This is a genomic window from Roseivirga sp. (assembly GCF_034669765.1).
Lineage (GTDB): Bacteria > Bacteroidota > Bacteroidia > Cytophagales > Cyclobacteriaceae > Roseivirga.
This window is the reverse complement of sequence record NZ_JAXMOQ010000005.1, coordinates 351,288-377,640: the sequence shown is the minus strand read 5'-3', so window position 1 is coordinate 377,640 and position 26,353 is coordinate 351,288. Positions and strand designations below refer to the sequence as shown.

Here is a 26,353-nt window from a genome sequence, read left to right as displayed (position 1 = left end):
CTTTGCAAAATGGTTGAGGCAAAACGCGACATTAGACAACTCTCGCTCGAAGAAATTCAGGAATTTTTTGTGAGCATTGGAGACAAGGCTTTTAGAGCAAAACAGGTATATGAATGGCTTTGGAAAAAATCGGCAAAGGATTTTGACCAAATGACCAATATCTCGCTTTCCACCCGTGATCTTCTTAAAGAGAAATTCAGCATCAACCATATTAAGGTAGATGAGATGCAACGCAGCTCAGACGGCACCATAAAGAATGCTGTGCGTTTACATGATGGCATGACGGTGGAGTCGGTGTTGATTCCTACGGGCACTCGTATTACTGCCTGTATTTCATCACAAGTGGGTTGTAGTTTAGATTGCCACTTTTGCGCCACTGCCCGTCTTAAACGCATGCGTAATTTAAACCCTGATGAAATCTATGATCAGGTAGTCGCTATTAAAGAAGAAGGTGAACTTTATTTTGGTCGTCCTCTGACGAATATTGTGTACATGGGAATGGGCGAGCCTCTGCTCAATTACCAAAACGTAATGGAATCCATTCGTAAAATCACTTCGCCAGAAGGCTTGGGAATGTCGCCAAAGAGGATCACGCTTTCTACTGTGGGCATTCCAAAAATGATTATGCGCATGGCCGATGAGGACATGAAGTTCAATTTGGCTGTTTCCCTACATTCTGCCATTGACGAAACGCGCTCGAAAGTAATGCCGATCAACGAAAAAAGCGACCTGAATGAATTGGCGGAATCGTTGATCTATTGGTATCAGAAAACGAATCGAAAAATCACTTTTGAGTATGTGATTTGGAAAGACATTAACGATGATGAAAGACATGCGCATGCCTTGGCCAAATACTGTGGTCGTGTAGCCTCTAAAGTCAATTTGATTGAATACAATCCGATTGATGATGGCATGTTTCAACAAGCAGCCCCAGAAAAAACCGAGATGTATGAGAAGATTCTTGGCGAGAAAGGAATTATTGTAAACGTGCGTAGAAGCCGAGGGAAAGATATAGATGCGGCTTGTGGTCAATTGGCCAATAAGCTATAAACCTTTTGGCTTTACGGCCGTCTATAAATTATCTTATATTCTGATTTCCCTGATTAAATCCATTGTGTTTATCCTGATTTCATGACCAAAAAAATAATTCTAGTAGTACTGCTAGCGTTGGTGTTTAGTGCCGTTCAGGCTCAAAAAGGCACTACAGTACAAGAGAAACTCGACTATTATAATCAAGAATACCCTCAGGAGAAGGTTTACCTACACACCGACAGAAAGTATTATGCACCTGGCGAGCCCATTTGGTTCCAGTCGTATTTAACGGCAGGCTACCTTCATGAAGCTTCTCCCTTCAGTGCTAATGTTTATGTTGAACTCTATGCTGAAAGCGATAGTCTTGTGGCCGAAAAACTAATTTTTTCTGAAGGTGGATTCGGTCAAGGTGTAATAGATGTTCCTCAGCAACTAACAGAAGGCAATTATGTATTGCGTGCCTACACCAACTGGATGCGCAATTTTGACCAAAACTTCTTTTTTGAAAAGCCCATAGTAGTAGTCACTGGTTCGGAATTGGAGAGTTATACTTCTACTGCTAACAATAAAATCGATCTTCAATTTTTTCCTGAAGGCGGGAATTTGGTAAGTGGAATTCCTGCTAAAGTAGGCTTTAAGGCGATCAATAGCTTAGGCAAAGGTATCTATGTGGAGGGCGAAGTACACAACAGTACAGGCACAAAGGTGACGAACTTTAGTACCGAGCACGATGGTATGGGGCTGTTTACCTTGCTTCCTCAGAAGGGAGAATCCTATAGCGTTAAGCTAACGGGCAAAAATGAAACTTATAGCCTTCCCAAATTGGAAAACGAAGGCTATGGCATTCAAGTAATCCAACGGCCAAACCAGTTGAGATTAATCTTTAGGGCTAACGTCAGCAATCCTTCAAAAGGCAGATTTAAAGCGCTAATACATACCCGTGGTTTGGTATCACACACCATAGAAGTGGACCTTTCAAAAGGTGAGGCTTTAGGAGTGATTTCAACAGACGAAATACCAGCGGGTATCTCCCATATTACCCTTTTTGATGAGAATGATAGGCCTTTGCTGGAGCGCTTGGTTTTTATTGAACGTCCAATAGAGACTAGCTTGGCTTTGGACAAAAATAGCTATTTGGCAAGAGAGAAGCTTACTACAAAAATTAAACTGAATGATACGAACGGAGGTCCTTTCAGAGGCATGATGTCGATGAGTGTTTTGGATATGGACAAAGTAATTGATGGGAGTCCGGAACAGACAATTTACTCGGAGTTATTACTCAGTTCGGACCTGAAAGGCTACGTTGACAATCCAATGTACTACTTCAATGGAGAAAATACCGAAGCTAAAAAACACCTTGATTTGGTAATGATGACCCATGGCTGGAGTCGGTTTGTATGGGATGACTTAATGAATGATAATTACCCAGGCTTCGATTTTCCAGTAGAGCTCGGGGTTTCTTTGCAAGGAACGCTGTACAGAGAATCGAGTAAGAAAACAGAATCTTCTGGCAAAGTAACTCTAGTGAATAACCGTTCTTTTCCACCGCTAATATTAGAAACAGAGACGGATAAGGATGGTCGTTTTTCTTTTCAAAATTTATTGGTGTACAAGTCGGATAACCTTTTGCTGAAAGGGAAAAACTCTAAAGATAAAGACAATGTTCGCTTTGAAGTGGATACGCTGAAAGAAAGGGTCAACGCTCCGTTACCCAATTTTAAGTCAATCTTTAGCCAAGAAGAGCTGCTCGAAAAAGAAGACTTTTTGCAATTCAAAAAAGAGAGAGATATGATTGAAAGGGCTTTCAATCCAGACTCTTTATTCACCGATTTAGGGACGGTAATGGTGGAAGGCAGCAAGTTACAAGTTGAGCGGGAAGACAAACAGTTGAAGGAGAAAACCGCTTATGGAAGAGGGACTTCGGCTTTTGATTTCACAGAATGGTCTGCCACGGGCGCGTATACCAATATTTTTTCTGCCTTAGTCGGTAAGTTCCCTGGAGTTACTGTGCGTATGGGGCCAACTGGAGAGCCCACTGTGGTGATCCGTGCAGGAGGCTTTACTTACCCAGCACTTTTTTTATTAGACGATGTTCCCACTGACGCTGCTTTAATTTCAGGTTTATCTCCTATGAATTTTTCAAGAGTAGTTCTATTTAAGGGATTGGCCGCCACGGCTATTTTTGGAGATGCAGGGAAAGGCGGTGTGATGGCTTTCTATACTAAGTCGGCCGATGGTATATCCCTAAGCCCAGAAGAGTTAAAAAACAGTAATACGATGATCGTAGAGTTGCCTTATACCTACGACCAACCCAGAGAATTCTATGCGCCTAAGTATGACGTTCAAAAACCTGAAGATGCCAAGCCTGATAAACGTGCCGTTTTACACTGGCAAACCATGATTGAGTTAGACGAAAATGGAGAAGCTACTATCGAGTTTTGGAACTCAGATGATGCAAAGCAGATTATGATTGATGTGCAGGGGCTTACCAATTCTGGTATTCCATTCTTCATCAACAAAACTTATGCGATAGGAAAGAACTAGTCCTTACTGGCGTTAAACAACTTCTGTTTTTCTTCTTTGGTTAGTGCATCATAGCCTCTGTCAGAAATTTTATCTAGAATAGCATCAATTTCACTTTGCGAGGTTTCTGACTTCTTCTTTTCAGGAGCTTTAGCACTCTTGGTTGATTTAGCGCTGCTGCTCGATTTATCACTTCTGTAAGTCACCTTAATTTTTGGTTGTGGCTTAAAAAGGCTTTTCACCCAAGTTATAAACTGAACAACAACCCTGCTCCAGTCATTGCCACTTTTTAATTGGGTAATAAATAGGAACCCAGCCAAGGCACCCCCTAAGTGGGCTATTTCACCTCCGGCATTGGAACCTGTAGATTGAAGTAATGAAGTAATCACATAAAATGCAGCAATGTATTTTAACCTTACAGGGCCGAGGAATATTAAAGGAATTGTAAAGTTGGGCATAAAAGTAGCCGCCCCAACAACAATGGCAATAACACCACCAGAAGCTCCTAAAAGATAAGTTCCAGCAATTGCTGGTGCGTAGTAGGGAAGTAAATTATATACGAGGAGATATAAGACTCCGCCCAGAATTCCGCCCCAAACATATAATCCTAAAACCTTATTCTGACCGATGTATTCTGCTATAATTTTCCCAAACCAGTAAAGGAACAACATATTGAAAAGAATATGGAAGAGCCCTTCGTGGTAGAAGAAGTAACTGATTAAAGTCCAGGGCTGATAGATCAGCTGACTTGGGTCTGCAGGAAGCATTAAGTAATGACTAATGCTTTGGAAAAGCCCACCATAGCCAGCAATAGTGAAGAATACGCCTATAACTCCCAGTACTACAAATGCCACCACATTGATGACAATCAACTGGTTTAATATATTTCCCGTTTTAAACGCGAGCTTAAAATCGTCTAGAATGCTATTCATGTGTTTTTAATAAAATTCGTTTCTGCTTTTTTTCCAGTAGGTAACCAAGAAAAAGGCAATTATTGCTCCACCGATATGGGCCAAATGGGCCACGTTATCTCCTTGCGCTCTTTGAAATTCAGAGAACAGTTCATAGAGAATGTACACCGTAACCAAGTACTTTGCCTTAATGGGGAAAGGGAGAAAGAGTAGGAAAAGTTCGGTATTCGGGAATAAAAGGGCAAATGCTGCTAAAATTCCAAAAACTGCTCCCGAAGCCCCAACCATTGGGTAATTGCCAAAGAAAGCATAAAGTCCACGTGCGTATTGAACTGATTCTTGTTTCAGCTGCGGGCTGTCTTCATTTCGAGAATACTGATCTATGAAAGGATAAATATACTCCGGTTTGTATACATTGTGCTTGGCAATTAGGCGGTTAAAGTCTTCGGAATTAGGGTTATCTAAGTAGGTTTCTACATCATTTTTTATGGCGCTAACTTCTAAATAATTCGCTCCTGTATAGAAAAGTCCAGCACCCACGCCAGTAACCATATAAAGGATGATGAATTTCTTTGGCCCTAAAAACTGCTCTAATAGTGGGCCAAAAATAAAGAGGGCAAACATGTTCCCAAAAATGTGCATTGGGCTCGATATGTCGTGAAGGAACATATAAGTGATGAACTGCACCGGATTGAAATTATCGGAGGCAATGAAGTACAAGCCAAAGCGGGTACCCAAATCCATTTTCAGTAAAAACTGTACCAACCAAATTCCGATGTTGATATATAGAAGGTTTTTTACAAGGGGAGTAAGTCGTCCAAACATAGGTGTTAGTTAAAAAACTGGTCTATTTTTTCCAATTCCATTAAGAAAGATGTTTTTCTTCCATTGGGTGAATAATTCGGGTTTTTGCAGGCAAAAAGTTGGTCGATTAATGAAGCCATTTCTTCTGGCGACAGCGTTGTTCCTACTTTTAAAGAAGAACGTTTTGCGATTGATCTAGCAATGTTTTCATCAGCACTGATGGAAAGCTCCGACTGATTTTGCTTGAACTGTTCAACAAAGCCCTCGAACAATTGTTTCTCATTGGCTGCTTTTAAATCTGCAGGTACTCCGTTGATCACCACCGTGTTTTTCCCAAATTCTGAAAACTCAAAACCAATGGCACTTATTTCGTCTTTCATACCCATAACGAGGGCAAAGTCGGCAGGGTTGAGTTCCAAGCTTTGAGGAAACAACGATTGCTGAGAAGCACCTGATCGATTCTGGATCATCTGAAAAAAACGTTCATACAAAATACGTTCATGCGCTTCTTGCTGTGCCACTAATAGCAAACCAGATTTTACATGGGTTGCAATATACTTTTTATGGATTTGAAAATACTTTGCCGAAGGTAAAACCGCTTCATGATTCGGTTTATAGGCCTCTGCTGTATTGGCAGCGCTGCCCATGGTGACCGTACTTTGGGCTTCTGGGTGAATATCAAGCTGAGCGTTGTGTCTTTCTTCCTTTTCTATGTCCTTTTGTAGGCCGTCATACAGTTTTTCCCAGTGCGAAGTAGATTCGCGCTTTTTATCCAAGTCTCGGAATTGCCCATAAGTTCTATCGGATTGGCTTGGGTTGTTTCCTGTGCTTGCGCTTTGCGGCTGCGGCCTGAAAGACGCAAAATTGACATCGGCACCAAAATCTAAGGCAGGAGTAATATTGTGCGTTCCTAAGGCTTGTCTAACGGCTGCTTTTACAATGGCATAAACCGTGCGTTCATCGTCAAACTTTATTTCAGTTTTGGTAGGATGAACGTTGATATCGATGTGCTTTGGATCGAGCTCTAAAAAGAGGGTATAAAAAGGGAAATTACCATCAGGAATAAGTCCGGTAAAAGCGGTAGTTACCGCATGGTTCAGGTAATTGCTTTTGATGAAACGATTGTTCACAAAAAAGAACTGCTCGCCACGGGTTTTCTTGGCAAACTCAGGTTTGCCTACATAACCGTAAACTTTTAGCATGTCGGTTTCTTCTAAACAAGAAGCCATTTGTGCCTGATATTTCTTTCCAAAAATACCCACAATTCTATTGCTCAACTTACCCGAGGTAAGATGGTACATTTCTAAATCGTTGTGGTACATGGTCATTTCCACTTCAGGATTGGCCATGGCTACCCGCTGGAATTCATCAACAATATGACGGGTTTCTACCGAATTTGATTTTAAGAAATTCCGCCTAGCGGGAACGTTGTAGAATAAATTTTTCACGCAGAAGGAAGTGCCAACAGGAGTTGAAACTGGTTCTTGCTTTTTTACTTCCGAAGCCTCAATTTGGAGTAATACGCCAAGCTCTTCGCTTTCCTTTCTAGTTTTGGCTTCTACCTGACTTACCGCAGCAATAGAGGCCATGGCTTCGCCCCGAAAGCCCATAGTTTTTATGGTGAAGAGGTCTTCCGTAGAACGGATCTTTGATGTGGCGTGACGTTCGAAACACATGCGAACGTCTGTTTCAGACATTCCTGTTCCATTATCAATTACTTGAATTAGCGCTTTACCCGCCTCTTTTATAATGAGTTTAATGTTTGTGGCACCCGCATCAATGGCGTTTTCCAGTAGTTCCTTGACCACCGAAGCAGGACGCTGAACTACCTCGCCAGCGGCAATCTGATTGGCGATATTATCAGGAAGTAATCGTATTAAATCGGGCATGAAAGTTTGAAGAAATTACTTTCGCATTTTCTTCCAAATTAAATAAGGAACATAAAGAAGGGCAAGGTAGAAAATTTCTTTTCCGATGTAGACGAAACCACCCACAAACAGTATTAAAATCACAAAAATGATCAAACGTAACATGATGGTTTGATCCACTCCGTTTTTGGCGTGCTTCATGTTTTTTCTAAATGAACCTTCAATCTGTGAACGATAACCCGGATCGAGATTCGCATTTTCGTTCATCCCCATTTCAGCTTTAATTCTACTGGTACGGTTTTCGATGTCTTCTTTAACAGGATCGTAGTACCGAGGCTTGATATCGTATCGCTGATAATTAGGTTTCTTTACAAGACTTGGTAGCTTCATAATATTGTTTCTTATAATTTGGCGTTCTTTATATCGCAAAGAATTTCGCTATAAAATGCGCCATGAGCAAATTTATAGTTTATTTGCTATAACTAAAAATTACGGCATAATGCTTAAAAAAGTTACTTACACCTTTCTTCTACTTACCATTTTTACTGCAGCCACTAGTGCACAAAAGATCTATTCAAAGATAGATACTGTGAGCCAAAAAGCTTGGGCCGATAGTGTTTTCAATAGCATGACTCCGGAAGAGAGGTTGGGTCAACTATTTATGGTGGCAGCTTATTCTAATCTAGACGAAAAGCATTTTGCTGAAATCGATGCCCAGATTTCTAAATACAACATTGGTGGTCTAATCTTTTTTCAAGGAGGAGCAGGCAGGCAAGCCAACCTTACCAACCGCTTTCAGGCAAAAGCTAAAGTGCCATTGGCCATTGCTATGGATGCAGAATGGGGGATAGGCATGCGATTGGACAGTATTATGGACTTTCCAAAGCAGATGACGCTAGGTGCCATTCAAGACAACCGACTGATTTATGAAATGGGTAAGGAAGTAGCAAACCAGTTCAAGCAGTTGAACATGCACATCAACTTCGCGCCAGTAGTCGATGTAAATGTGAATCCTAAAAACCCAGTAATTGGCTACCGCTCTTTTGGCGAAAATAAATTCAATGTGGCTGAAAAAGGAGTGGCTTACATGAAGGGTATGCAAGATTTTGGCATTATGGCCAACGCCAAGCATTTCCCCGGCCATGGCGATACCGATGTAGATTCTCATGCAGACTTACCAGTGATTAATCACAGCAAGGAGCGGATGAATGATATTGAACTTTATCCTTTTAAGGCTTTAATGAAAGATAGTTTGTTGAGTGTAATGGTGGCCCATTTGCAAATTCCAGCTTATGATAGTCGTGAAAAAACCCCAACCACACTTTCGCAAAAAGTTGTGACTGATCTTCTAAAAAATGAGCTCGGCTTTGATGGCTTAGCCTTTACCGATGCCATGAACATGCAAGGAGTAGCTAAATATTATGAGCCAGGAGAAGCCGATGTACGTGCTTTGATGGCAGGAAATGATATTATTCTATTTCCATTGGATGTGGCTAAAGGCATTGAACAAGTAAAGAAAGCCATCAAAAAAGGAGATTTGACACAAGCTTCATTGGACTATCGGGTCAGAAGAATTTTAGAAGCAAAGTATTGGATGGGTTTATCGAAATACGAACCAATTTCAACAAACAACCTTACCGAGCGCATCAATACCAGCTATTCAGAAATGCTCAATCGCATTCTTTACCAGAAAGCGATGACGGTGGTGGATAATACTGATCAGCTTTTGCCTATCATCAGGCTCGACAGTGCCAAGTTTGCCTCACTGAGTTTTGGCGCAGCCGATAATCAGGAGTTTGAGAATACCCTAAGTAAGTATGCCAAGTTCGATCACTTTAAGGCTGGAACTACTTATCAATCATTGCTAGACTCGCTGTCTTCATATAGTACTGTAGTTGTTGGCTATGGGGGAATTACAAATGCTACTAAAGATCAACATGGCGTAAAGTCGGAAGAAGTGCAGTTCATTCGTGATTTGCAAGCCAAAACCAATGTGATTGTAGTTGCTTTTGGCAATGCTTATGGCCTTCAGTTTTTTGATGGGGTGAAGAATATTATTTGCACTTATGAAGACAATGAGATAACAAGAAATATTGCTCCGCAAATCATTTTTGGGGCACTTCGTGCCGAAGGTAAATTACCAGTAACCACAGGCGACTTTAAAAGCGGTACAGGAATTAAGACGATGACCGCGTCTCGTTTGAGCTTTGGATTACCAGAAGAAGTGGGGATGAATTCCGAAACTTTGAAAGGCATTGATGCCTTCATGAAAAAAGCAATTGACGGAAAAGCGACCCCTGGTGGTCAAGTGATGGTGGCCAGAAAAGGAAAGGTGATTTTCAACAAGAATTATGGCTATCAAACCTACGACAGTCTTATCGCTGTAAATGATGAAACCATGTACGATTTGGCTTCAATTACCAAAGTGATGGCCAGTGTTCAGGTGTTGATGTATTTGAATGAAAACGGCCTTATTGATATGAATAAAACTTTGGGCGATTACTTGCCTGAAGTGAAAGGGACCAATAAAGAAGATTTAGTCATTCGAGATGTGCTTTTGCACCAGGCGGGTCTTCAACCTTTCATTCCGTTTTGGAAAAGAACGGTGGATAATGGCATTTTAGATCAGGCCTATTATAGCGAGACTCCAGGTCCTAGTTATAAGTCTACGGTTGCCGATCACATGTATGGAAGCCCAGCCTTGGCTGATTCACTTTGGAAATGGGTAATTGATGCAGATTTGAGAAAAATGCCCAGAGGTGATGAGAAGTACGATTACCTCTATTCGGATATGGGCTATTATTTCTTTTACAAGTTGACTGAAAACATTTTGGACAAACCTTTCGATACTTTCTTGAACGATAGACTTTATGCTCCACTTGGTTTACAAACCATGGGCTACTTGCCAACCGAGAGAGGTTTTTTGTCAGAAATTGCCCCAACGGAAGACGATAATCTTTTTAGAAAAACTTTGTTGAGAGGGACTGTACACGATCAAGGTGCTGCCATGTTTGGTGGGGTTGCCGGGCATGCGGGGCTGTTTTCTAATGCCCTCGATTTAGCCGTTCTTATGCAAATGCACTTGCAATTGGGCCAATATGGAGATCAAAAATATTATGATTTAAATACCATTCCTGCTTTTGCCAATCAACAAACCGAAGATAATCGCAGAGGAATGGGCTGGGATAAACCAATTGTGGGCAAAGATGAAGGGCCAACTTCACGTTACGCCTCAGCATCTACTTTTGGTCACTCTGGCTTTACGGGTACTGCTGTTTGGGCCGACCCTGAACAGGAGTTGGTATATGTCTTTCTTGCCAACAGGGTTTATCCGAATGCAGAAAATGCAAAACTGATTCAGTGGAACATCCGTACCAAGATTCAAGATTTAATCTACGAGTCGATCTGGAACTTTAATAAAGACTAACCAGTTGAAAGAAAGTTGGCTTTAAAGCGCTAGAATTAATGAATATTGGAATCGTGTGTTACCCAACCTTCGGTGGTTCGGGAGTTGTAGCTACAGAACTAGGAATAGGGCTGGCTAAAAAGGGATATAAAATTCATTTTATCACCTATTCTCAACCTACTAGATTGGACTTCTTTAACGAGAATCTATTTTATCACGAAGTAAATATTCGTTCCTATCCGCTTTTCAAATTCCCTCCTTACGAACTTGCTCTAGCTAGTAAAATGGTGGATGTAGTAAAATACGAAAAACTTGATTTGCTGCATGTGCATTATGCAATTCCGCATGCTTCGGCAGCGGTGTTGGCAAAGCAAATCCTGAAAGATCAGGGTATTGAAATTCCGGTAATTACGACTTTGCACGGTACCGACATTACTTTGGTGGGCAAAGATCCATCCTACGAGCCAGTGGTAACGTACAGCATCAACCAGTCCGATGGTGTTACTTCGGTTTCTGAAGATTTGAAGAAGGATACCTACAAGCATTTCAACATCAGACGCGAAATTGAAGTGATTCCCAATTTTATCGATCTGGAAAAATTCAAGAAACAACGTAAAGAACACTTTAAAACCGCCATTTGCCCTAACGGGGAAAAGCTGATTGTGCACACGTCAAACTTTAGAAAAGTAAAACGTATTGACGATGTAGTGAAAGTGTTCCATAAAATTCAAGAGCAAATCCCTGCTCGTTTACTTTTGGTAGGCGATGGACCTGAAAGAGGTCATATTGAAACACTTTGTCGTGACCTAGGTATTTATGAAGAAGTTCGCTTTTTAGGAAAATTAGAGGCGGTACAAGAAGTGCTTTCTGTTGCCGATTTATTCTTAATGCCTTCTGAAAAGGAAAGTTTTGGTTTATCTGCATTAGAGGCCATGGCTTGCGAAGTGCCATTGGTGACTTCAGATGCGGGTGGTATTCCTGAGTTGAACCTGCATGGCATAACAGGTTTCGTGTCGCCAATTGGTGATGTGGAGGACATGACGAAAAATGCGCTGTATATTCTGAAAGACGAGAATTTGCCGACTTTCAAAACCAATGCTTTAAAAAGAGCCAAGGATTTCGATATCACAAACATTCTTCCACAATACGAAGCTTATTACGAAAAGGTAGTTGCCGAAATGAAATCGAAGGCCACAGTATAAAAGAACCCGAATGAAGGTGAGTATCGTTGGTTGTGGTTGGTTAGGCTTGGCTTTAGGAAAGAAATTATCTGAGGAAGGCTTTTCCGTAATGGGCAGCACAACTTCAAAAGAAAAATTTGATTCACTTTCTAAGGCTGGAATCAGTCCGTTTTTACTCAAAATGGATCCGATGCCGATGGGTGAAGATTTTAATGCCCTTTTTCAAACCGATGTACTCGTTATCAATATTCCTCCAAGCAGAAAAAGAAATACGCCTGAGTACTACGCTGAACAAATCAAGTACTTGAAATATTTGGTGGATCAGCACAATGTGCCAAAAGTTATTTTTGTGAGCTCCACTTCCTATTATCCGAATACAGAAAATTGGGTCACCGAAACTACCAATTTCGATTTAGAAAATGGATCGACAAAAGCGGTGGTATTGGGTGAAAGGGAAGTTCAACAAGTGGAGGCTAAACTTACGGTTCTCCGTTGTGGAGGCTTAATGGGTGAAGACAGAATTCCAGGGAAATGGTTTGCGGGAAAGCCCACTTCAGGAGCTTCCACTGCAGTTAATTACATTCATCGTGATGACGTCATCAATATTATTCAACAATTGATAAAGGGTGGTTTGCCAGAAGAAGGCATACTCAATTTAGTTTGCCCAGAACACCCAACACGCAAAGAAGTACACGAAGCCATGGCGCATAAGTATAACTTCGACCAGCCCATTTGGGAGGCGCCTGACTTTATTGATTCTAAAAAAGTATCGGGAAAAAAGCTTACTGACCTAGGGTATAGCTTCTTAAAACCGAGTCCTCTGGATTTTTAATGAGAAACTAATTCAGCTCTCAATTACCTCTAAAAAAAGCTCACCACGTTTTAATTTGTTGATGGCCTTTATAGACTTCAAGCGGTTATTGATTTGAGTGAACATTTCATCTTCGGCTTGGGCTATCTGCCAGCCTTGTTTGTAGGCAACAGGTAGTGTTTGTTGTTTTTGATTTTTCATGTCTGAGTTGTTTGACCACTCCTAAATAAAAAAATTACCCAGTTAGTTCCCGAGATGACCATCGAGTACAATAATTTTTTCAGCTACATCCCAGACGAATAAAAGCCCATGAATGTTTAGGTGATGACAACCTAAACGCATGGGCTTTGAAATTTGTTATTTACTGTGCGGCTTTTTAACGTATGTTGGCTATTTCCAAACCCCTAAAATGACACCGATAATGGTAAAGGCAATGGTGTGGTAAAGCGAATCAATCATAATCAGCCCAACTCCTTTTCTAGCGAAATTATAATTAAGCGCGGTAGAAGGAATAATAAAGAATAGGCCTGTCATTAATCCCATCATTCCACCCATTGTGGCATCCATATCAGGATTTTCGCCAAAGCCATAAAAGAACATGGCCATTCCAAAACTCACTACGAATGAAAGGATCAGAGCGCTACCGAATAGTTTCCCCATGTTTGCGTTCTTGAGTTCATCATCAGAGAGACCAACGCCTCGCTGCCAAGCTTTACCAAAAAGAGGGCCGTACCATATAGCGCCCAATGCAAAATAGGCCACTGTCGATACGACAACCGCCAACCAATTGATGTTTGAAATGTCCATAGTTTATATGTTTGGTTAAAAAATTATTTCTTGACTTGAATACCGGAGTACAAATCATCCGGCAGACCATCTTCATCCCAATCCAAAAAACCTGTAAACTCTCCTTTGCCATCCATCCACACAAACTTGTAAGCCGTGGTAATGTCATTCTCAGTAAGGTATACGCTATCACCTTTTACTTCCCATGTACCGAAAGTTTCCATAGATACCTCTCCAGATAAATCTGTATAAATAGAAGTATAATTTCCATCACTCGTGTAGGTGGTTAAAATGGGTTTAATCCCGAGAATCTCTTCCCAACTACCAATAGGCACCTTGAAGGCTGTTTCTTCTGGCTTACCGTGGTCTATGGTAACGATCATAGATTCGTTATACCATTCACCAATAATGAGCTCAGCATTGTTGGTTTTAGCACAAGAAGAAATTGCACAAAGCACGAGACCGAAAAAGAGCAGTTTAGTGAGTTTCATTCAGTTTTTTTTATAAAAGTTAAGTAAAGGAAGGCAAAAATAGCCGTTCGCTAAAGCGTCTTTTATTTGAACTGGTTATTAAATGTAAGTAATTACCTAATAATTAAGATGTTCAAACTGAAGTTTTATTAGGTCAGAACAGTCGTAGATTGCTAAAAGAAACCAGACTTAAATTAAACCAATTCATTATCAATCGCGTTGTCTAGGCATTCATGAAAGGATATCGATTTTCAAAATACATTCCGCAAAAAACGGCTGGGCAATCGGTCTTTGACAACCTACTGAATATTTTCTTACAGCTGATCAGTATTACAGGAGGTGAGGCTGGCGAAGCCCTCAGCTGGTTGACGAATTTAGATAAGCAATACAACATCACCAATGGTAATTATGGCATCGGTGATTTTATTGAAGACCTGAAAGATAAAGGCTATCTGACCGAGCAAAACGGAGATGGTAAGTTTCAGGTGACCGATAAAACGGGGCAGGAAATCAGGAAATCTTCTTTGGAAGAAATTTTCGGCAAGCTGAAAAAATCAGGAAAAGGGCAGCACAAAACTTCCTTTTCAGGGATAGGTGATGAAACGGGCACAGACAGGCGTCCTTTCGAATTTGGTGATTCACTTCAGCAAATCGCCATGACGGATTCTATTCGCAACGCGCAAATCAACAACGGTTTTGGAGAGTTTAAGCTGACCGAAAATGACTTGGAGGTCATTGAGACAGAATATAAAACTCAGACTTCAACCGTGCTGATGATCGATATTTCCCATTCCATGATTTTGTATGGGGAAGACAGAATCACTCCGGCCAAAAAAGTGGCAATGGCCTTGGCCGAACTTATTAAAACCAAATACCCAAAAGACACGCTTGATGTGATTGTTTTTGGAAACGATGCTTGGCAGATAGAAATCAAAGATTTGCCTTACCTGCAAGTTGGGCCTTACCATACCAATACCATTGCTGGGCTAGAACTGGCCATGGATATTTTAAGAAGAAGGAAAAACGCCAACAAACAAATTTTCATGATTACAGATGGGAAACCCACCTGCATGAAGGTTGGAATTAAATATTATAAAAACGCCTTTGGGCTCGACCCCAAGATTTTTAATAAAACACTGAACTTGGCGAGTCAGTGTAAAAGATTACAAATTCCTATTACCACTTTTATGATTGCATCAGATCCATATCTGAAGGAGTTTGTGAAGGAATTTACCGCAGCCAATAACGGCAACGCCTATTACAGCAGCCTCAAGGGCTTGGGGCACGTTATTTTTGAAGACTTTAAACGCAATCGCAGAAAACGATTTTAACATGAGCTATTACAAATTGACCTCTGATCAATTATTGAAGATAAATACCCTTGCCGCTTTGAAAAAGGCGGGTTATCAAAGTAAATCTGTAAAGGATGAACTTCGTGATAACCTCATCAAAAAGCTAGTCAACAAGGAGCCTACTTTTGAAGGCATTTGGGGTTATGAAGATACCGTAATTCCTGATGTGGAACGCGCCATCCTTTCCAAGCACAACATGAATTTGTTGGGTTTAAGAGGGCAAGCCAAAACCAGAATTGCCCGTCAAATGACCTTGCTTTTAGATGAGTATGTGCCGGTGATTGAAGGCTCTGAATTGAATGATGATCCGTTGAATCCCATTACTAAATTTGGGATAGAGAAAGTGAAGGAAATGGGAGATAAAACGCCTGTTGCTTGGCTCCATCGCAGCGATCGTTATTCTGAAAAGCTGGCTACGCCCGATGTGTCCATTGCTGATTTAATTGGGGATGTTGACCCGATCAAGGCGGCCTCTTTAAAGTTACCTTATTCAGATGAGCGTGTGATCCATTACGGCATGGTGCCGAGGTCGCATAGAGGTATTTTCGTCATCAATGAATTGCCCGATTTGCAGGCCAGAATTCAGGTTGCACTGTTCAATATTTTGCAAGAAGGTGATATCCAAATCAGAGGTTTCAAACTGAGACTTCCTTTAGATATTCAGTTTGTGTTTACCGCAAACCCAGAAGATTATACTAATCGAGGTAGTATTGTAACTCCTCTGAAAGACCGTATCGATAGTCAGATTATTACCCATTATCCAAAAACTTTGGAAATAGGAAAGCAGATTACGGTACAAGAAGCAGATATTAAGGAGGCGCAGAAAGAGAAAATTGTCTTGAATGAAATAGCGCAAGATCTTATTGAACAAGTGGCTATTGAAGCCCGAAATAGTGAGTATGTAGATGAGAAAAGTGGGGTTTCGGCTAGACTGACCATTTCGGCATACGAAAATTTATTGAGCGCTGCGGAAAGAAGGGCTTTAATGAATGGTGAAAACCAAACTTACGTTCGTATTTCCGACTTTGTAGGTGTAATTCCTGCCATTACGGGCAAGGTAGAGTTAGTATATGAGGGCGAACAAGAAGGGCCTGGTATAGTAGCGCATAACTTGGTGGGGAAGGCCATTCGGACACAGTTCTTAGATTACTTCCCAAATCCAGACGATAAGAAGAAGGACAAGGGAGAGAAAACGGAAAACCCTTACAAAGCCATTATCAATTGGTTTGGAGAGGGGAGTTCGATCGACTTACTGAACGATCTTTCTAACGAAGCATATGAGAAAGCGCTTTTATCTGTGCCTGGCTTGGCAGACTTAGTAAAGAATAAGTATCCTAAAAAATCTAAAGACGAGCAACTGTTTCTCATGGAGTTCGTGCTTCACGGCTTGGCCGAATACAGTAAACTGAGCAAGTCTGCTTTAGATACTGGCACCCGCTTCAAAGATTTATTGAGTAGCATGTTTTCCATTGACGATATGGAAGGCTTTGATGAGGATGAGCTGAGTTAAGCTTTATTAAAAAATCAAATTCACTAAAAAGGCTCTTCGGAGCCTTTTTTCGTTTACCTATGGGAGATTAGTTAACAATGATTTTTTATTAAAACAACAGAGCTTAGGGTGACCTTTAGCATCATAAATCATTAAGGTATAGAGTGTTTTTTATGGCTCGTGATTTTAGTCGAAAAAAGTAATCGAGATGTCTATGAAGCGTATAGTTACTGGAGTAATATTAATTAGCCTTTCGGCCTTTTCATGTAAAAAAGGAGTGATAGTTGAACCTAAATTCCCTTATACGCTGACTTATACTAATAGTAGTTCAGCTTTATTGATAATAGAAGCGATTTACGAAAATGACAATGTCCTGATTCGTAAGGAAGAGATAATTATTGAAGTTAATCAGAATCATGTAGAATCTGGGTTTGCTTTGGAATCAGAGCGTGGGGTTATAGAAGGAGCTACAAGACTACTGATTAAGTATAATTCTAAGGTAGTTGATTGTAGTGACCCAAGATTAGATTTAGGATTTAGACAATGCCTTTTAGATTTAGGGACACTTAAAGAAGGAGGGACTGCTGTCAGTAAAGAGCTTGTTTTTACAGACGAAACCTTGAATTAGCAAAAATGATCATCTTTTAGATTTTGAGACTATGTAATCTCAGCAGTTTTTAAAGAGAAAAGTCTGTGAGTCTGGTGGGGTTTCTATCATTCAATCACAATATCAAAGCCATTCAACGATGCGAGCACCTCAGGGTTAGAAAACCTTGCCTTTTTTAAGCGATTGTTATTTGGGTTGAACGGGCAGCTGTAAGCCTCATTAAAAGCAATTCAATCGGGTTGATCTCGTTGATTACGAATTTTACCAAGTGCCTCGATATCTTCTTTATCAATTCCCCTGCCCACTGCTCGTTTATTAAGAATTAAATCATTGTAGCTTAGAAAATGTAAGTTATTGTCATCGAGAGAAACTTCCTGTGCTCGCTTGAAACAAGTAGAAAAAGTTTCAAGCCCTATCATCTGAGGCAAAAACTCCATTCTAAAATGTTTATGTGGAATTCTCAAGAATTGATTTCTATCGAACACCGTATTTTCAATTGTAGAAATATCGATACCTATGTCTTTTAATGATTTCAGTAAGTTATGAAAATTGCTGGTTGTCGGATTATACCAAAAATCGATGTCGTATTGAACTTCAGACATGCCAGACCCCATGGCTGAAATTCGATAGTATCCATAATAACTCACTGCGACACCTCCAATAATTAGATACTCTACTTTGTTCTGGTTTAGTGTACTGCAAATATTCTTTAAAGCAGTCCTGATTTCATTATTTATCATCTTTAACCCATTGTAGTTCTATCCAATCAATAGTGGAGGTGTCATTGACTTTATTAGTATTCTGTGAGGATAGAGCAGCTTGGAAATCTAAAAGGTCCAGTGCACGAATGAGCGCCTCTTCTTTTGAAAGTGGTTTTCGAGCATAAGTTGGTTTTTTATCCTCAAAACTGTTGTAAGTCAGTAACTTCGACATAAGTCAAAAATACGAAAGCTTTTCCATAGCTGAAAGAGAGTAATCAGAGGAGCTTTATCATTCAATCACAATATCAAAGCCATCCAATAGTGCGAGCACCTCAGGGTTAGAGAATTTTGCCTTTTTTAGGCGATTGTTATTGGGGTTGAATTGGTAACCATGGGCTTCTCTGAAATCAGCCTTGGATAAATTGCAGTTCACAAAAGTGCTCCCCACCAAGTTTGAGCCTTTAAAGGTGGAGGCAGATAAATCGGTGTCTATAAAATCACATTCCTTGATTTCGCTGTTTAAGAAACGGGTAGAAGGAATTTTCAATCCTTTGAAATAGCAATAACTGATTTGGCAATTCTCGAAAGAGAAAGACAGTAGCATTTTACTGATGGGTTCGAAATCAATTCCGCTAAGCTTACAGCCCTTGAAGCTAATGTCATCCCATTTGGCATTGACCACTTTCACAGCCGCGAGATTGCAACTTTCGAAAGTGCAACCATCAAAAGAACTACTTCTAAAATCAGCACCAGTGAAATCACAATTCACAAAGTGGCATTCATCGTAAAACTCACCATCAAATGAATGGTCTTTAAAGTCTTCGTTCTTAAAAGTGATTTCGCTGTGTTCTTTCATCATTAAATATTAGATCCTTCGTACCTCAGGATAGGAAAACAGGCTGTTAAATTTCAAACATTTTTTTGAAGTCTAGTCTGAGTTATCTTGCCACTAGCAACGGAGTTTTTTTTCAAGAAATAACCTCCGTTGCTGTTCTGTGCACAATGCTTTTCATCCTGAGGTACGAAGGATCTAGAAACCGATCCTGAATAGAAAATTCCGATTTACCAATCCCTCCTAATTCATTCCTCTTAACTAATAACCAATAACTACCTCTTTCTCAACCAAGCCTCTCTTCGGGCTTTTGCTTTTGCATCCGCATTGGTGTCCATTGCAGTAGACCATGCTTGGGCTTCTTCTAGAGTAAGTTTCGAAGTTTTTTCTTCACCCCAAATTTTGCGGTACTTAATCTCAATGCTGTCGCCCGGTTTGTGAGCCGCTATAATTTCGTTGATGTTAGAGTCATCTGTTAATACGGTGCCAGCAATGCTTAAAATTACATCTTCTGATTCTACACCCGCTTTATAGATTGGCGAACCCACAGTGGCGTTGCCTGTTGATTGCCAGCCACCTCTTTGGTTGCGAATATTTCCTCCAATGCTTGCACGGCCTTCCGCTCGGTTGGTATAAGTCACGCCCATTTTCTTGAATAAACTTGCGTAATCTGGCATTTGACTGTCCAAAATGTATTTTCCGAAAAACTCATTGGCGAAGCTTTCTCCGGCATATTCGGCCATTCGAGCTTGTAAGTCACGAACGCTATAAGGGATTTCCGTTTTGCCGTGTTTCTCCCAAACGTACTTCATGTAATCGTCTAAGTTTTTGCCATTGTCCATGGTGCGTAAGGACATATCAAGGGCCAAGCCCAATACCGAACCATAGGTATAGTAAGAAATGAAAATGTTGCTCAAGTTGGTCGGGTCAATGGATGTGGCCGCATCAACAAATGGCGCTTGGTAACTCATTTCAATGGGGTTGTGGAAATTTCTGCCTGGGGCATTGATCACATAGCCTACACTTCCACCCAATCCATTTACATATTGATCAGTAGAAATACTGCCAGAACGTGCCTGCATCAGTCCAGTATAATAACTTGTAAACCCTTCTGCAAACCACAATTCACCCGACATGTTAGCGTCTTCAAAACTGAAGGGCTCTAGTGATCTAGGTCTAATTCTTTCCACATTCCAGTTATGGAAAAACTCATGCGACATGGTGCCCATCGAGGTGGAAGCCAATGGTCTTTCGACTGGCAATCCGCTCACCACATAAGTTGAGTTTCGGTGCTCCATACCATCGCCACTGGCGTTAGGCATATAGCAAGAAAGGAAAGTGTACTGGCCGAAATCGTAAGTAGCCAATTCGCCAAAAACGGCTTTTTGCTGCATTACAATACCCATAGTTTCTTCGAAATAAGCATCCACTTCTGCATCGGTAGTGCCGTCTTTATGCAAGGCCAAACGAATGGTTTGTCCATCTACATTTCTTTCTCTGAAATACAAATCGGCAATTTCAGTTGGGCTGTCCATTAAGTAATAAGTGTTTGGCGCGTAGAACGTATTATTGCCCAAATCCTTCAGTTGCGTAGCCACTTTCCAGTTTCGGTCTTCCCTCACATTGAACTTTACTTTTACCGGACGTTGGTCTAAACCTCTGGCCCAAGCCAAAGTAGCGGGCATGTTGAGGTGGGCGTGACTTTCATCAATACCAGAATAAGTGCCACCAGCACGGTTGGCATAGAGCGTATATTCAAAGTTGACTGTCCCGTTATGTCCAGCCACATTCCACTGGTATGGGTTTTCTCTGGTGATAGGTAGGGCCTTTCCGTTACTGTCCGTGGCCTTAACGTTGTACACGTTTTTGGCAAACTCATGCACGGCATAACGGCCAGGCGAACTACGGCTCATGCGCACTTCCAATACTTTGTTTTCTAAGTTGCTGAACTTGATTTTAATATTGGCTTCGTGGTGCACTGCATTATCAAACGAAAGTTCGTATTCGTTGTAGGTTTGGGCTTGTAGACTGATGGCCAAGAAGCTCAGTAAGGCTATTGTTAGGTTTCTTAGTTTCATGTTTTCGACTAAAAGATGGATGTTGTTGTATTAATACTCTCTTCCAAAGATTGCTGTATTCTTGATACAAAGGAATCAAAATAAAGAGAAAAGCAAAATGTAGAAGGTTGCCTAAAGCCCAAGCTGCTATTCCTTAGTAGTGACTGATAGTTAATGTTAGCCAGAATTCTTATGTGACCGTTATGTGACTAAGCCTAATAATAATAGCTATATTAGCTCATAAACAACAATTTTTATATGATTTATGAGTGATCAAGAGCTGAATATCCTATTGAGTGAGTTACGTTCATTTCCCAATGAAACAGAGTGGCTTGAATTCAAGGTTAACAATGATGTTGAACTTGGAGAGTATATTTCAGCATTATCAAATTCGGCATGTATTCATGACAAACCATTTGGATATATTGTGTTCGGCATTGACGACAAAACTCATAGAATCGTTGGTACAAATTTTAATCCCAATAAAAAAGGTAAGGGCAATGAAGATCTAATTCCATGGATCACTAGACTTTTAAATCCAAGAATTCATTTTGAAGTATTCACTATAAATCACGCTGAAGGAAACGTAGTTATATTCCGAATACAGGCAACAACGAACACTCCCGTTGCATTTCAAGGCACTCCTTTTGTAAGGATTGGCTCTTACAAGCAAAAACTCTCGGATAATCCCGAAAAAGAAAGACTGATTTGGACTAAAAAGCCAGGTGTTCAATTTGAGAATGAAATAGCAGAAGATAACTTAGACATAGACCAAGTATTAAAACTATTAGATTATCCATCATACTTCGATTTAATGAATATCCCACTTCCATCGGATAAAAGTGGGATAGTTGAAAAGCTAATAAATGAGAAGCTTATTCTGAAGGAAGGTTCTAAATATGCCATCACAAACCTTGGAGCCATACTCTTTGCAAAGGAAATAGAACATTTTGAAACTCTTGAAAGAAAGGCTGTTAGAGTTATTATATATGACGGGAAGAATAGGCGAAAAACTATAAAAGAACAAATAGGAAAAAAGGGCTATGCTGTTGGCTTTGAAGGCCTAGTAAACTATATAGATGATCAACTTCCATCTAATGAGATAATAGATAGTGCTTTAAGAAAAGAAGTGAAAATGTATCCTAAATTGGCGATTAGGGAACTAGTAGCGAATGTAATTATTCATCAAGATTTTAGAGAAAGAGGTACTGGTCCGATGGTAGAATTATTTTCTGACAGAATCGAGATTTCTAACCCAGGCAAACCATTAATTAATACGCTCAGGTTTGTAGATCATAACCCACAGTCAAGAAATGAAAGATTAGCACACTTTATGCGGAGATTGAATATATGTGAAGAAAGAGGAAGTGGAATAGACAAGGTTCTATTCGAATGCGAATATTTCCAACTTCCCGCTCCAAAGATCATTGAAGGCGAGAACTACACTAGGATCATTTTGTACTCCTATAAGACGTTACGTCAAATGGATAAAGAGGATAAAATTAGAGCATGTTATATGCATAGTTGCTTAAAAATTGTATCCGGAGAATACATGACAAATCAAACACTCCGGGAGCGGTTTGGGATTAATGAGAAGAATTATTCTATAGCGTCAAGAATAATATCAGAAACGATTAAATCTGGCTTAGTGAAAGACTATGACCCTGATAGTAGCTCTAAAAAGCACGCTAAATATGTTCCATTCTGGGCTTAGTTTAAGTGATACTAATGTGACTGAGCTAGACAAACCCTCTTTAAAAGGGCGGAAAAGCAATTTCTTATGTGATAAAATCGCGCTAATCGAGTAAACCACCTCGCCAGTTGTAACTAACGAGGTGCGCCTCTCACACCACATAAAGAAAACTCCCAACTTCTTAGAAAACCTTATCATTCATAGTATCATTTGATACTATCATGAAGCCCTAAAGCATCACTTATAAACCGCCCTTACCTCCACCTCAATAAACATATTTGGGTTGACCAAGGTAAATACTCCAATGGTCGATCTCGCTACTTTATTGGGGTTTTCTTCCGTTGCGAAGAATTCAGCATAGGCTTTAAACCAGCCATCGAAATCAGGCTTGTTGTCGTTTTCTGGGTCGGGAGCAACATATACTTTCATGGCCACTACATCTTCTAAGCCCAAACCTTCTTCGCCCAAATAATCAGCAATTCGTTTTAAGGTGCTCACGCTTTGTTCATAGGTATTTCCAAATCTCTCACGGTCGCCTTCGGGCTTGGTTTCGTCTTTTGGGTTGGCCACAATACCACTGGCAAAATAGATGCTTTTTCCCGCGGGTACTTTCACCCCCTTTAGAATGGATGATCCCTCTCTTTCGAAGCGAACAACCTCCTCTGAGGTGTGCTCATTATCGTCATCGTTGTCTTCGGTTTCACAAGAGGAAAAAATGGATAGAATAATAAAGAGAAATAAAAGGTGCTTAGCTTTTAGTGCCATTGGTTTAGGTTTTAAGTTGAAGATACAAAAGTTAATATATGGTTGGGATTGGAGCCGCCTTAATTCCTATAATCTGACCTTAGGTAAAAAAACGCCAGCCAGATCAGGCTTTCTGTATTATCTTAGAAAAAAATATTTATTCTAGGGGAAAGCGATTGGCAGTAATCGGGAGTTGAGGAATAGATATTTGTCGATAAGGTTGGTGTCGGCCTAGTTGAAATGAAATGATCATTGGGTTAGGGTTTTCAGCTTCCACCCAAAAAGATAAGATAATTGGAAAGGAATATAATTGAAGAGTTGGGCAGTTTGGCTTTGGCTACTCGCCTGAAAAACTTGAGTGAGCGATTGGCCAAAGATGTGGCCGCTATTTATAAAGAATCTGACTTCGATTTTGAACCCCGTTGGTTTGCTGTAGTGTATGCCCTAAAGAATGGGGAAGAGCTGGCGGTGACAGAGTTGGCGGCCAGTTTACAACAAACCCATCCTGCCGTAAATCAAGTAGCAAATATTTTAGTAAAGAAGAAGTTGGTGATTGAATCGAAAGACGAAGCCGACCAAAGAAAGCGCCTTTTAAAACTCAGTGATAAAGGCATTGAATTAGTAGGTAAAATGGAAGGCCTTTGGCTTAAAATTAAAAAGGCCAACGACCAGCTTTTAATCGATAGCAAGCAAAACTTCCTAGACGACATAAAGACCATAGAATCCGCACTGGATGAAAAATCTATGTATGACAGGGTGAAGTCTCTATTGTAAGCCCTACCAGGTCAACTCAAAGCGTTTAAAACTCATAAAATCTTCTTTGTTCTCGGGGTTTTCGGGATGGTTAATGGAAATGTAAAGCCCACCTTTTCCTACAAATGAATTGTAGGGAGCCAACGCTGTATTTTTCCCGAAGTATGTTTCTCCAACGGGATTCAAGTCCTTATCCAATATTTGAATGGAAAACGTTCTGGGGAATGACATAAGCTGGGAGATCTTGTCTCCGTCTTGTATTTCTACGCCTGGGAAACAAAACCTATAATAGACCTCTCGGTATTGGTCATAAATAATGTTTCCGTAATGAGCTGTTACAATCGGATACATCCCTCTATCCTCTGGCGAACCATCTGTAGGGTAGCGGTCGATGCTTTTCTTAAAATATTTACTTTCTGCTAACACAGGAGATAGTTTGGAGTTTGGCGAATCTGCATAATAAACATGATGATCTCCGAAAAAGGAATAGACAAACTTAGGGCCAGCGCTCATACTGAATCGGAAATAAGTCTTTTTGTCTCCCCAATATCCCTTCGGGAAGAAATGAGGAAGAGGAGTGGTTTGGCCTGAAGTAAGATCAATAGAGTAAGTCAAATGTGTAGCGGCCATTTCATCGTCCGAGAGTAAATATGGATTTCCCATAAAGCTGGTTTTTACCATAAGTTTTCCGCCTATTAATGCCGAGTTAGAGGGGAAAGCACTGGGCCTAAACGAGGCATTGGAGTAGCCCAAAGGAGGTTCATATTTTGATCCTTCCACCGAACCCTTCAAAATATTGGAAGTGTAAACTGAATTTTTGTTAGTAGGGAAAATCATGATGCTGTCGAAACGAACAATATGAAAGGCCTCGATTTCATTTACGCCTTTTGGGCCTTCAATAGCATATGAGTTTTGATGAACCAGTTTCTGCTCGTTCATGGAGTAGGCCTGAACTTCATTGGTTTGCTGATTGAGGGAAAACAACAAACCATCTCCTGAATTATCGTGGTAGGCCAAGAAGCTACTCAAATTTGAGGTCTGATTATCGAGTAAAAAGTTAATCGTTTCGCTGGGCACTAAGCTTGCATCCGGCTTGTCTTTTGGCTTGGAGTTTCCACAACTGAAGATCAATAAACCAATGGCTATAATAGAGAGTGCGGAGAGGTTTTGTTTTCTTGTCATAAGTCAGATCTAAGTTAAACTAAATTCATAGTTTTAGATAAGATTGCACAATAATTTTTGCACTAGAATCGTGCAGCCTACTGTTCATGATCGCTCATTATTTTGTTATTAACGAGTGTGAGGGTTTTTTAAATTGTTGATTTCCAATTGTTTGTAATGGGTATTTGTTTTAGGTATGTTTTTTGGTAAGTAGTTACCTATTATTGTAGCAGATATGCCAAGAACATTGATTTCCTTACTCTTAGTTTTATGCTCTGTTTGTTTAAACGCCCAGTCGTTCGACCGCACAGAAGTAGTTACTCAACTGGCTCAAATCATTGATCGAAATTATGTATTTCCAGAAAAGGGGAAAGCCATGAGTGACTTGATTCTCTCAAAGCTTAAAAAGGGAGAATATATTGCAATCGAAACAGCTGATGCAATGGCAAAGCAACTTGATACCGATTTGAAGTCAGTGGCCAATGATAAGCACATTCGGGTAACTTATAACCCTACACGTTTTGAGGCCATTCAGCAAGGTAGCCCGACAGGCGGTAGACCAGCCCAAGGTAATTATGGCTTTGAAGAGGTTGATATTCTTGAGGGAAATATTGGTTATTTAGACCTAAGAGGATTTTCCGATATCCGATTTGCAGAAGAGGTAGCAAAGGCAGCAATGGATAAACTGATTCAGTCCGATGCTATAATCTTCGACCTAAGAAAAAACGGAGGAGGCTCTCCATCCATGATCAGGTTTATTTCGAGTTACCTTTTTGGAGATCAGCCAGTTCACTTGAATACTTTTTATTGGCGGCCAAGCGACAGCTATTCAGAAACCTGGACAGCCCCAGACTTGGCATCAGTTTATAAGCCGAATGTGCCAGTTTATGTGCTCACCAGCAATTACACTTTTTCTGCGGCAGAAGAATTTACTTATAACTTGAAGAATCTAAAACGTGCCACCATCATTGGTGAAACTACGGGCGGAGGGGCGCATCCGGGTGGTCCAATGCTCATCACTGATGGGTTTATTGTGAATGTGCCGCAAGGCAGGGCGATTAACCCAATTACCAAAACCAACTGGGAAGGAGTGGGGGTTAAGCCCAATATTGAAACAACAGCTGATGCTGCTTTGGATAAAGCTTTGGAGCTTATAGGGGCAAAAAACTAAC

At 40.5% G+C, this 26,353-nt stretch carries 24 protein-coding genes; 11 read left to right on the top strand and 13 right to left on the bottom strand.

What is annotated here, in order from left to right; translation table 11 throughout:
- Nucleotides 1-9: 9 nt before the first annotated feature.
- Both rlmN and VOI17_RS12520 read left to right on the top strand, forming a co-directional pair.
- Nucleotides 10-1,050: a 23S rRNA (adenine(2503)-C(2))-methyltransferase RlmN gene (gene rlmN, locus VOI17_RS12525; protein ID WP_068416376.1), complete on the top strand. Its 1,041-nt coding sequence runs from the start codon at nt 10-12 to the stop codon at nt 1,048-1,050.
- A gap of 81 nt (nt 1,051-1,131) precedes the next feature.
- On the top strand, nt 1,132-3,576 hold the full coding sequence (locus tag VOI17_RS12520; RefSeq protein ID WP_323757561.1) for a Plug domain-containing protein: 2,445 nt from the start codon (nt 1,132-1,134) through the stop codon (nt 3,574-3,576).
- Here the strand turns inward: VOI17_RS12520 and VOI17_RS12515 are convergent.
- From VOI17_RS12515 to VOI17_RS12500, 4 genes are read right to left on the bottom strand one after another with little or no spacing between them, the layout of a single operon-like run.
- Nucleotides 3,573-4,487 carry a rhomboid family intramembrane serine protease gene (locus VOI17_RS12515; protein WP_323757560.1) on the bottom strand — a complete coding sequence of 305 codons (915 nt, stop codon included), beginning with the start codon at nt 4,485-4,487 and terminating at the stop codon, nt 3,573-3,575. The genes VOI17_RS12520 and VOI17_RS12515 overlap by 4 nt on opposite strands.
- 6 nt (nt 4,488-4,493) lie before the next feature.
- Nucleotides 4,494-5,291: a rhomboid family intramembrane serine protease gene (locus VOI17_RS12510; RefSeq protein ID WP_323757559.1), complete on the bottom strand. Its 798-nt coding sequence runs from the start codon at nt 5,289-5,291 to the stop codon at nt 4,494-4,496.
- A gap of 5 nt (nt 5,292-5,296) precedes the next feature.
- A complete protein-coding gene (gene mutL, locus VOI17_RS12505) occupies nt 5,297-7,159 on the bottom strand; it encodes a DNA mismatch repair endonuclease MutL (protein ID WP_323757558.1) in 1,863 nt (620 codons plus the stop codon).
- A gap of 15 nt (nt 7,160-7,174) precedes the next feature.
- On the bottom strand, nt 7,175-7,528 hold the full coding sequence (locus tag VOI17_RS12500; RefSeq protein ID WP_323757557.1) for a hypothetical protein: 354 nt from the start codon (nt 7,526-7,528) through the stop codon (nt 7,175-7,177).
- A gap of 109 nt (nt 7,529-7,637) precedes the next feature.
- Between VOI17_RS12500 and VOI17_RS12495 the strand changes: the two genes are divergently transcribed.
- From VOI17_RS12495 to VOI17_RS12485, 3 genes are read left to right on the top strand one after another with little or no spacing between them, the layout of a single operon-like run.
- Nucleotides 7,638-10,565 (top strand): glycoside hydrolase family 3 N-terminal domain-containing protein, encoded by a 2,928-nt coding sequence (locus VOI17_RS12495; protein WP_323757556.1) that lies wholly within the window; start codon nt 7,638-7,640, stop codon nt 10,563-10,565.
- Between the two features lie 38 nt (nt 10,566-10,603).
- Entirely contained in the window at nt 10,604-11,746 is a 1,143-nt protein-coding gene (gene bshA, locus VOI17_RS12490) for an N-acetyl-alpha-D-glucosaminyl L-malate synthase BshA (protein WP_323757555.1), read from the top strand.
- Between the two features lie 10 nt (nt 11,747-11,756).
- Nucleotides 11,757-12,557, top strand: a complete 801-nt coding sequence (locus VOI17_RS12485) for a hypothetical protein (protein ID WP_323757554.1) — start codon at nt 11,757-11,759, stop codon at nt 12,555-12,557.
- 12 nt (nt 12,558-12,569) lie between these two features.
- On the opposite strand, the gene VOI17_RS12480 is transcribed toward VOI17_RS12485, so the two are convergent.
- The 3 genes from VOI17_RS12480 to VOI17_RS12470 form a co-directional block, all read right to left on the bottom strand.
- Nucleotides 12,570-12,737: a hypothetical protein gene (locus VOI17_RS12480; protein ID WP_157716201.1), complete on the bottom strand. Its 168-nt coding sequence runs from the start codon at nt 12,735-12,737 to the stop codon at nt 12,570-12,572.
- A gap of 189 nt (nt 12,738-12,926) precedes the next feature.
- Nucleotides 12,927-13,343 (bottom strand): DUF1761 domain-containing protein, encoded by a 417-nt coding sequence (locus VOI17_RS12475; RefSeq protein WP_323757553.1) that lies wholly within the window; start codon nt 13,341-13,343, stop codon nt 12,927-12,929.
- A gap of 23 nt (nt 13,344-13,366) precedes the next feature.
- Nucleotides 13,367-13,813: a hypothetical protein gene (locus VOI17_RS12470; protein ID WP_323757552.1), complete on the bottom strand. Its 447-nt coding sequence runs from the start codon at nt 13,811-13,813 to the stop codon at nt 13,367-13,369.
- 212 nt (nt 13,814-14,025) lie between these two features.
- Between VOI17_RS12470 and VOI17_RS12465 the strand changes: the two genes are divergently transcribed.
- The 3 genes from VOI17_RS12465 to VOI17_RS12455 all read left to right on the top strand — a co-directional run bounded on the left by VOI17_RS12465 (nt 14,026) and on the right by VOI17_RS12455 (nt 17,261).
- Nucleotides 14,026-15,123 carry a vWA domain-containing protein gene (locus VOI17_RS12465; protein WP_323757551.1) on the top strand — a complete coding sequence of 366 codons (1,098 nt, stop codon included), beginning with the start codon at nt 14,026-14,028 and terminating at the stop codon, nt 15,121-15,123.
- A gap of 1 nt (nt 15,124) precedes the next feature.
- Entirely contained in the window at nt 15,125-16,654 is a 1,530-nt protein-coding gene (locus VOI17_RS12460; protein ID WP_323757550.1) for a magnesium chelatase, read from the top strand.
- Nucleotides 16,655-16,847: 193 nt separating this feature from the next.
- Entirely contained in the window at nt 16,848-17,261 is a 414-nt protein-coding gene (locus VOI17_RS12455; RefSeq protein ID WP_323757549.1) for a hypothetical protein, read from the top strand.
- A 209-nt stretch (nt 17,262-17,470) separates the two neighbouring features.
- Here the strand turns inward: VOI17_RS12455 and VOI17_RS12450 are convergent, their stop codons facing one another.
- The 4 genes from VOI17_RS12450 to VOI17_RS12435 all read right to left on the bottom strand — a co-directional run bounded on the left by VOI17_RS12450 (nt 17,471) and on the right by VOI17_RS12435 (nt 20,851).
- A complete protein-coding gene (locus tag VOI17_RS12450; protein WP_323757548.1) occupies nt 17,471-17,980 on the bottom strand; it encodes a nucleotidyltransferase in 510 nt (169 codons plus the stop codon).
- Entirely contained in the window at nt 17,970-18,173 is a 204-nt protein-coding gene (locus VOI17_RS12445; RefSeq protein WP_323757547.1) for a hypothetical protein, read from the bottom strand. The genes VOI17_RS12450 and VOI17_RS12445 overlap by 11 nt, the downstream gene beginning before the upstream one ends.
- A 57-nt stretch (nt 18,174-18,230) precedes the next feature.
- Complete coding sequence (locus VOI17_RS12440; protein ID WP_323757546.1) at nt 18,231-18,800, bottom strand: pentapeptide repeat-containing protein; 570 nt, start codon at nt 18,798-18,800, stop codon at nt 18,231-18,233.
- A gap of 248 nt (nt 18,801-19,048) precedes the next feature.
- Complete coding sequence (locus tag VOI17_RS12435) at nt 19,049-20,851, bottom strand: M61 family peptidase (RefSeq protein WP_323757545.1); 1,803 nt, start codon at nt 20,849-20,851, stop codon at nt 19,049-19,051.
- Nucleotides 20,852-21,095: 244 nt separating this feature from the next.
- Here VOI17_RS12435 and VOI17_RS12430 point away from each other — a divergent pair, with 244 nt between their 5' ends.
- On the top strand, nt 21,096-22,544 hold the full coding sequence (locus VOI17_RS12430) for an ATP-binding protein (RefSeq protein WP_323757544.1): 1,449 nt from the start codon (nt 21,096-21,098) through the stop codon (nt 22,542-22,544).
- Nucleotides 22,545-22,760: 216 nt separating this feature from the next.
- Here the strand turns inward: VOI17_RS12430 and VOI17_RS12425 are convergent, their stop codons facing one another.
- A complete protein-coding gene (locus VOI17_RS12425) occupies nt 22,761-23,288 on the bottom strand; it encodes a RidA family protein (protein WP_323757543.1) in 528 nt (175 codons plus the stop codon).
- Nucleotides 23,289-23,561: 273 nt separating this feature from the next.
- Between VOI17_RS12425 and VOI17_RS12420 the strand changes: the two genes are divergently transcribed.
- Complete coding sequence (locus VOI17_RS12420) at nt 23,562-24,041, top strand: helix-turn-helix domain-containing protein (RefSeq protein WP_323757542.1); 480 nt, start codon at nt 23,562-23,564, stop codon at nt 24,039-24,041.
- Nucleotides 24,042-24,044: 3 nt separating this feature from the next.
- Here VOI17_RS12420 and VOI17_RS12415 read toward each other — a convergent pair whose 3' ends face one another.
- Nucleotides 24,045-25,202 (bottom strand): DUF4221 family protein, encoded by a 1,158-nt coding sequence (locus VOI17_RS12415; protein WP_323757541.1) that lies wholly within the window; start codon nt 25,200-25,202, stop codon nt 24,045-24,047.
- A gap of 214 nt (nt 25,203-25,416) precedes the next feature.
- Between VOI17_RS12415 and VOI17_RS12410 the strand changes: the two genes are divergently transcribed.
- On the top strand, nt 25,417-26,352 hold the full coding sequence (locus tag VOI17_RS12410) for a S41 family peptidase (RefSeq protein WP_323757540.1): 936 nt from the start codon (nt 25,417-25,419) through the stop codon (nt 26,350-26,352).
- Nucleotide 26,353 lies beyond the last annotated feature (1 nt).

Coding starts and splice junctions, on each gene's coding strand:
- VOI17_RS12415 (WP_323757541.1), bottom strand. CDS start 25,202: ATGACAAGAAAACAAAACCTCTCCGCACTCTCTATTATAGCCATTGGT.
- VOI17_RS12480 (WP_157716201.1), bottom strand. CDS start 12,737: ATGAAAAATCAAAAACAACAAACACTACCTGTTGCCTACAAACAAGGC.
- rlmN (WP_068416376.1), top strand. CDS start 10: ATGGTTGAGGCAAAACGCGACATTAGACAACTCTCGCTCGAAGAAATT.
- VOI17_RS12460 (WP_323757550.1), top strand. CDS start 15,125: ATGAGCTATTACAAATTGACCTCTGATCAATTATTGAAGATAAATACC.
- VOI17_RS12500 (WP_323757557.1), bottom strand. CDS start 7,528: ATGAAGCTACCAAGTCTTGTAAAGAAACCTAATTATCAGCGATACGAT.
- VOI17_RS12430 (WP_323757544.1), top strand. CDS start 21,096: ATGAGTGATCAAGAGCTGAATATCCTATTGAGTGAGTTACGTTCATTT.
- mutL (WP_323757558.1), bottom strand. CDS start 7,159: ATGCCCGATTTAATACGATTACTTCCTGATAATATCGCCAATCAGATT.
- VOI17_RS12495 (WP_323757556.1), top strand. CDS start 7,638: ATGCTTAAAAAAGTTACTTACACCTTTCTTCTACTTACCATTTTTACT.
- VOI17_RS12455 (WP_323757549.1), top strand. CDS start 16,848: ATGAAGCGTATAGTTACTGGAGTAATATTAATTAGCCTTTCGGCCTTT.
- VOI17_RS12425 (WP_323757543.1), bottom strand. CDS start 23,288: ATGGCACTAAAAGCTAAGCACCTTTTATTTCTCTTTATTATTCTATCC.
- VOI17_RS12485 (WP_323757554.1), top strand. CDS start 11,757: ATGAAGGTGAGTATCGTTGGTTGTGGTTGGTTAGGCTTGGCTTTAGGA.
- VOI17_RS12440 (WP_323757546.1), bottom strand. CDS start 18,800: ATGATGAAAGAACACAGCGAAATCACTTTTAAGAACGAAGACTTTAAA.
- VOI17_RS12410 (WP_323757540.1), top strand. CDS start 25,417: ATGCCAAGAACATTGATTTCCTTACTCTTAGTTTTATGCTCTGTTTGT.
- VOI17_RS12470 (WP_323757552.1), bottom strand. CDS start 13,813: ATGAAACTCACTAAACTGCTCTTTTTCGGTCTCGTGCTTTGTGCAATT.
- VOI17_RS12450 (WP_323757548.1), bottom strand. CDS start 17,980: ATGATAAATAATGAAATCAGGACTGCTTTAAAGAATATTTGCAGTACA.
- VOI17_RS12445 (WP_323757547.1), bottom strand. CDS start 18,173: ATGTCGAAGTTACTGACTTACAACAGTTTTGAGGATAAAAAACCAACT.
- VOI17_RS12475 (WP_323757553.1), bottom strand. CDS start 13,343: ATGGACATTTCAAACATCAATTGGTTGGCGGTTGTCGTATCGACAGTG.
- VOI17_RS12435 (WP_323757545.1), bottom strand. CDS start 20,851: ATGAAACTAAGAAACCTAACAATAGCCTTACTGAGCTTCTTGGCCATC.
- VOI17_RS12520 (WP_323757561.1), top strand. CDS start 1,132: ATGACCAAAAAAATAATTCTAGTAGTACTGCTAGCGTTGGTGTTTAGT.
- bshA (WP_323757555.1), top strand. CDS start 10,604: ATGAATATTGGAATCGTGTGTTACCCAACCTTCGGTGGTTCGGGAGTT.
- VOI17_RS12510 (WP_323757559.1), bottom strand. CDS start 5,291: ATGTTTGGACGACTTACTCCCCTTGTAAAAAACCTTCTATATATCAAC.
- VOI17_RS12515 (WP_323757560.1), bottom strand. CDS start 4,487: ATGAATAGCATTCTAGACGATTTTAAGCTCGCGTTTAAAACGGGAAAT.
- VOI17_RS12465 (WP_323757551.1), top strand. CDS start 14,026: ATGAAAGGATATCGATTTTCAAAATACATTCCGCAAAAAACGGCTGGG.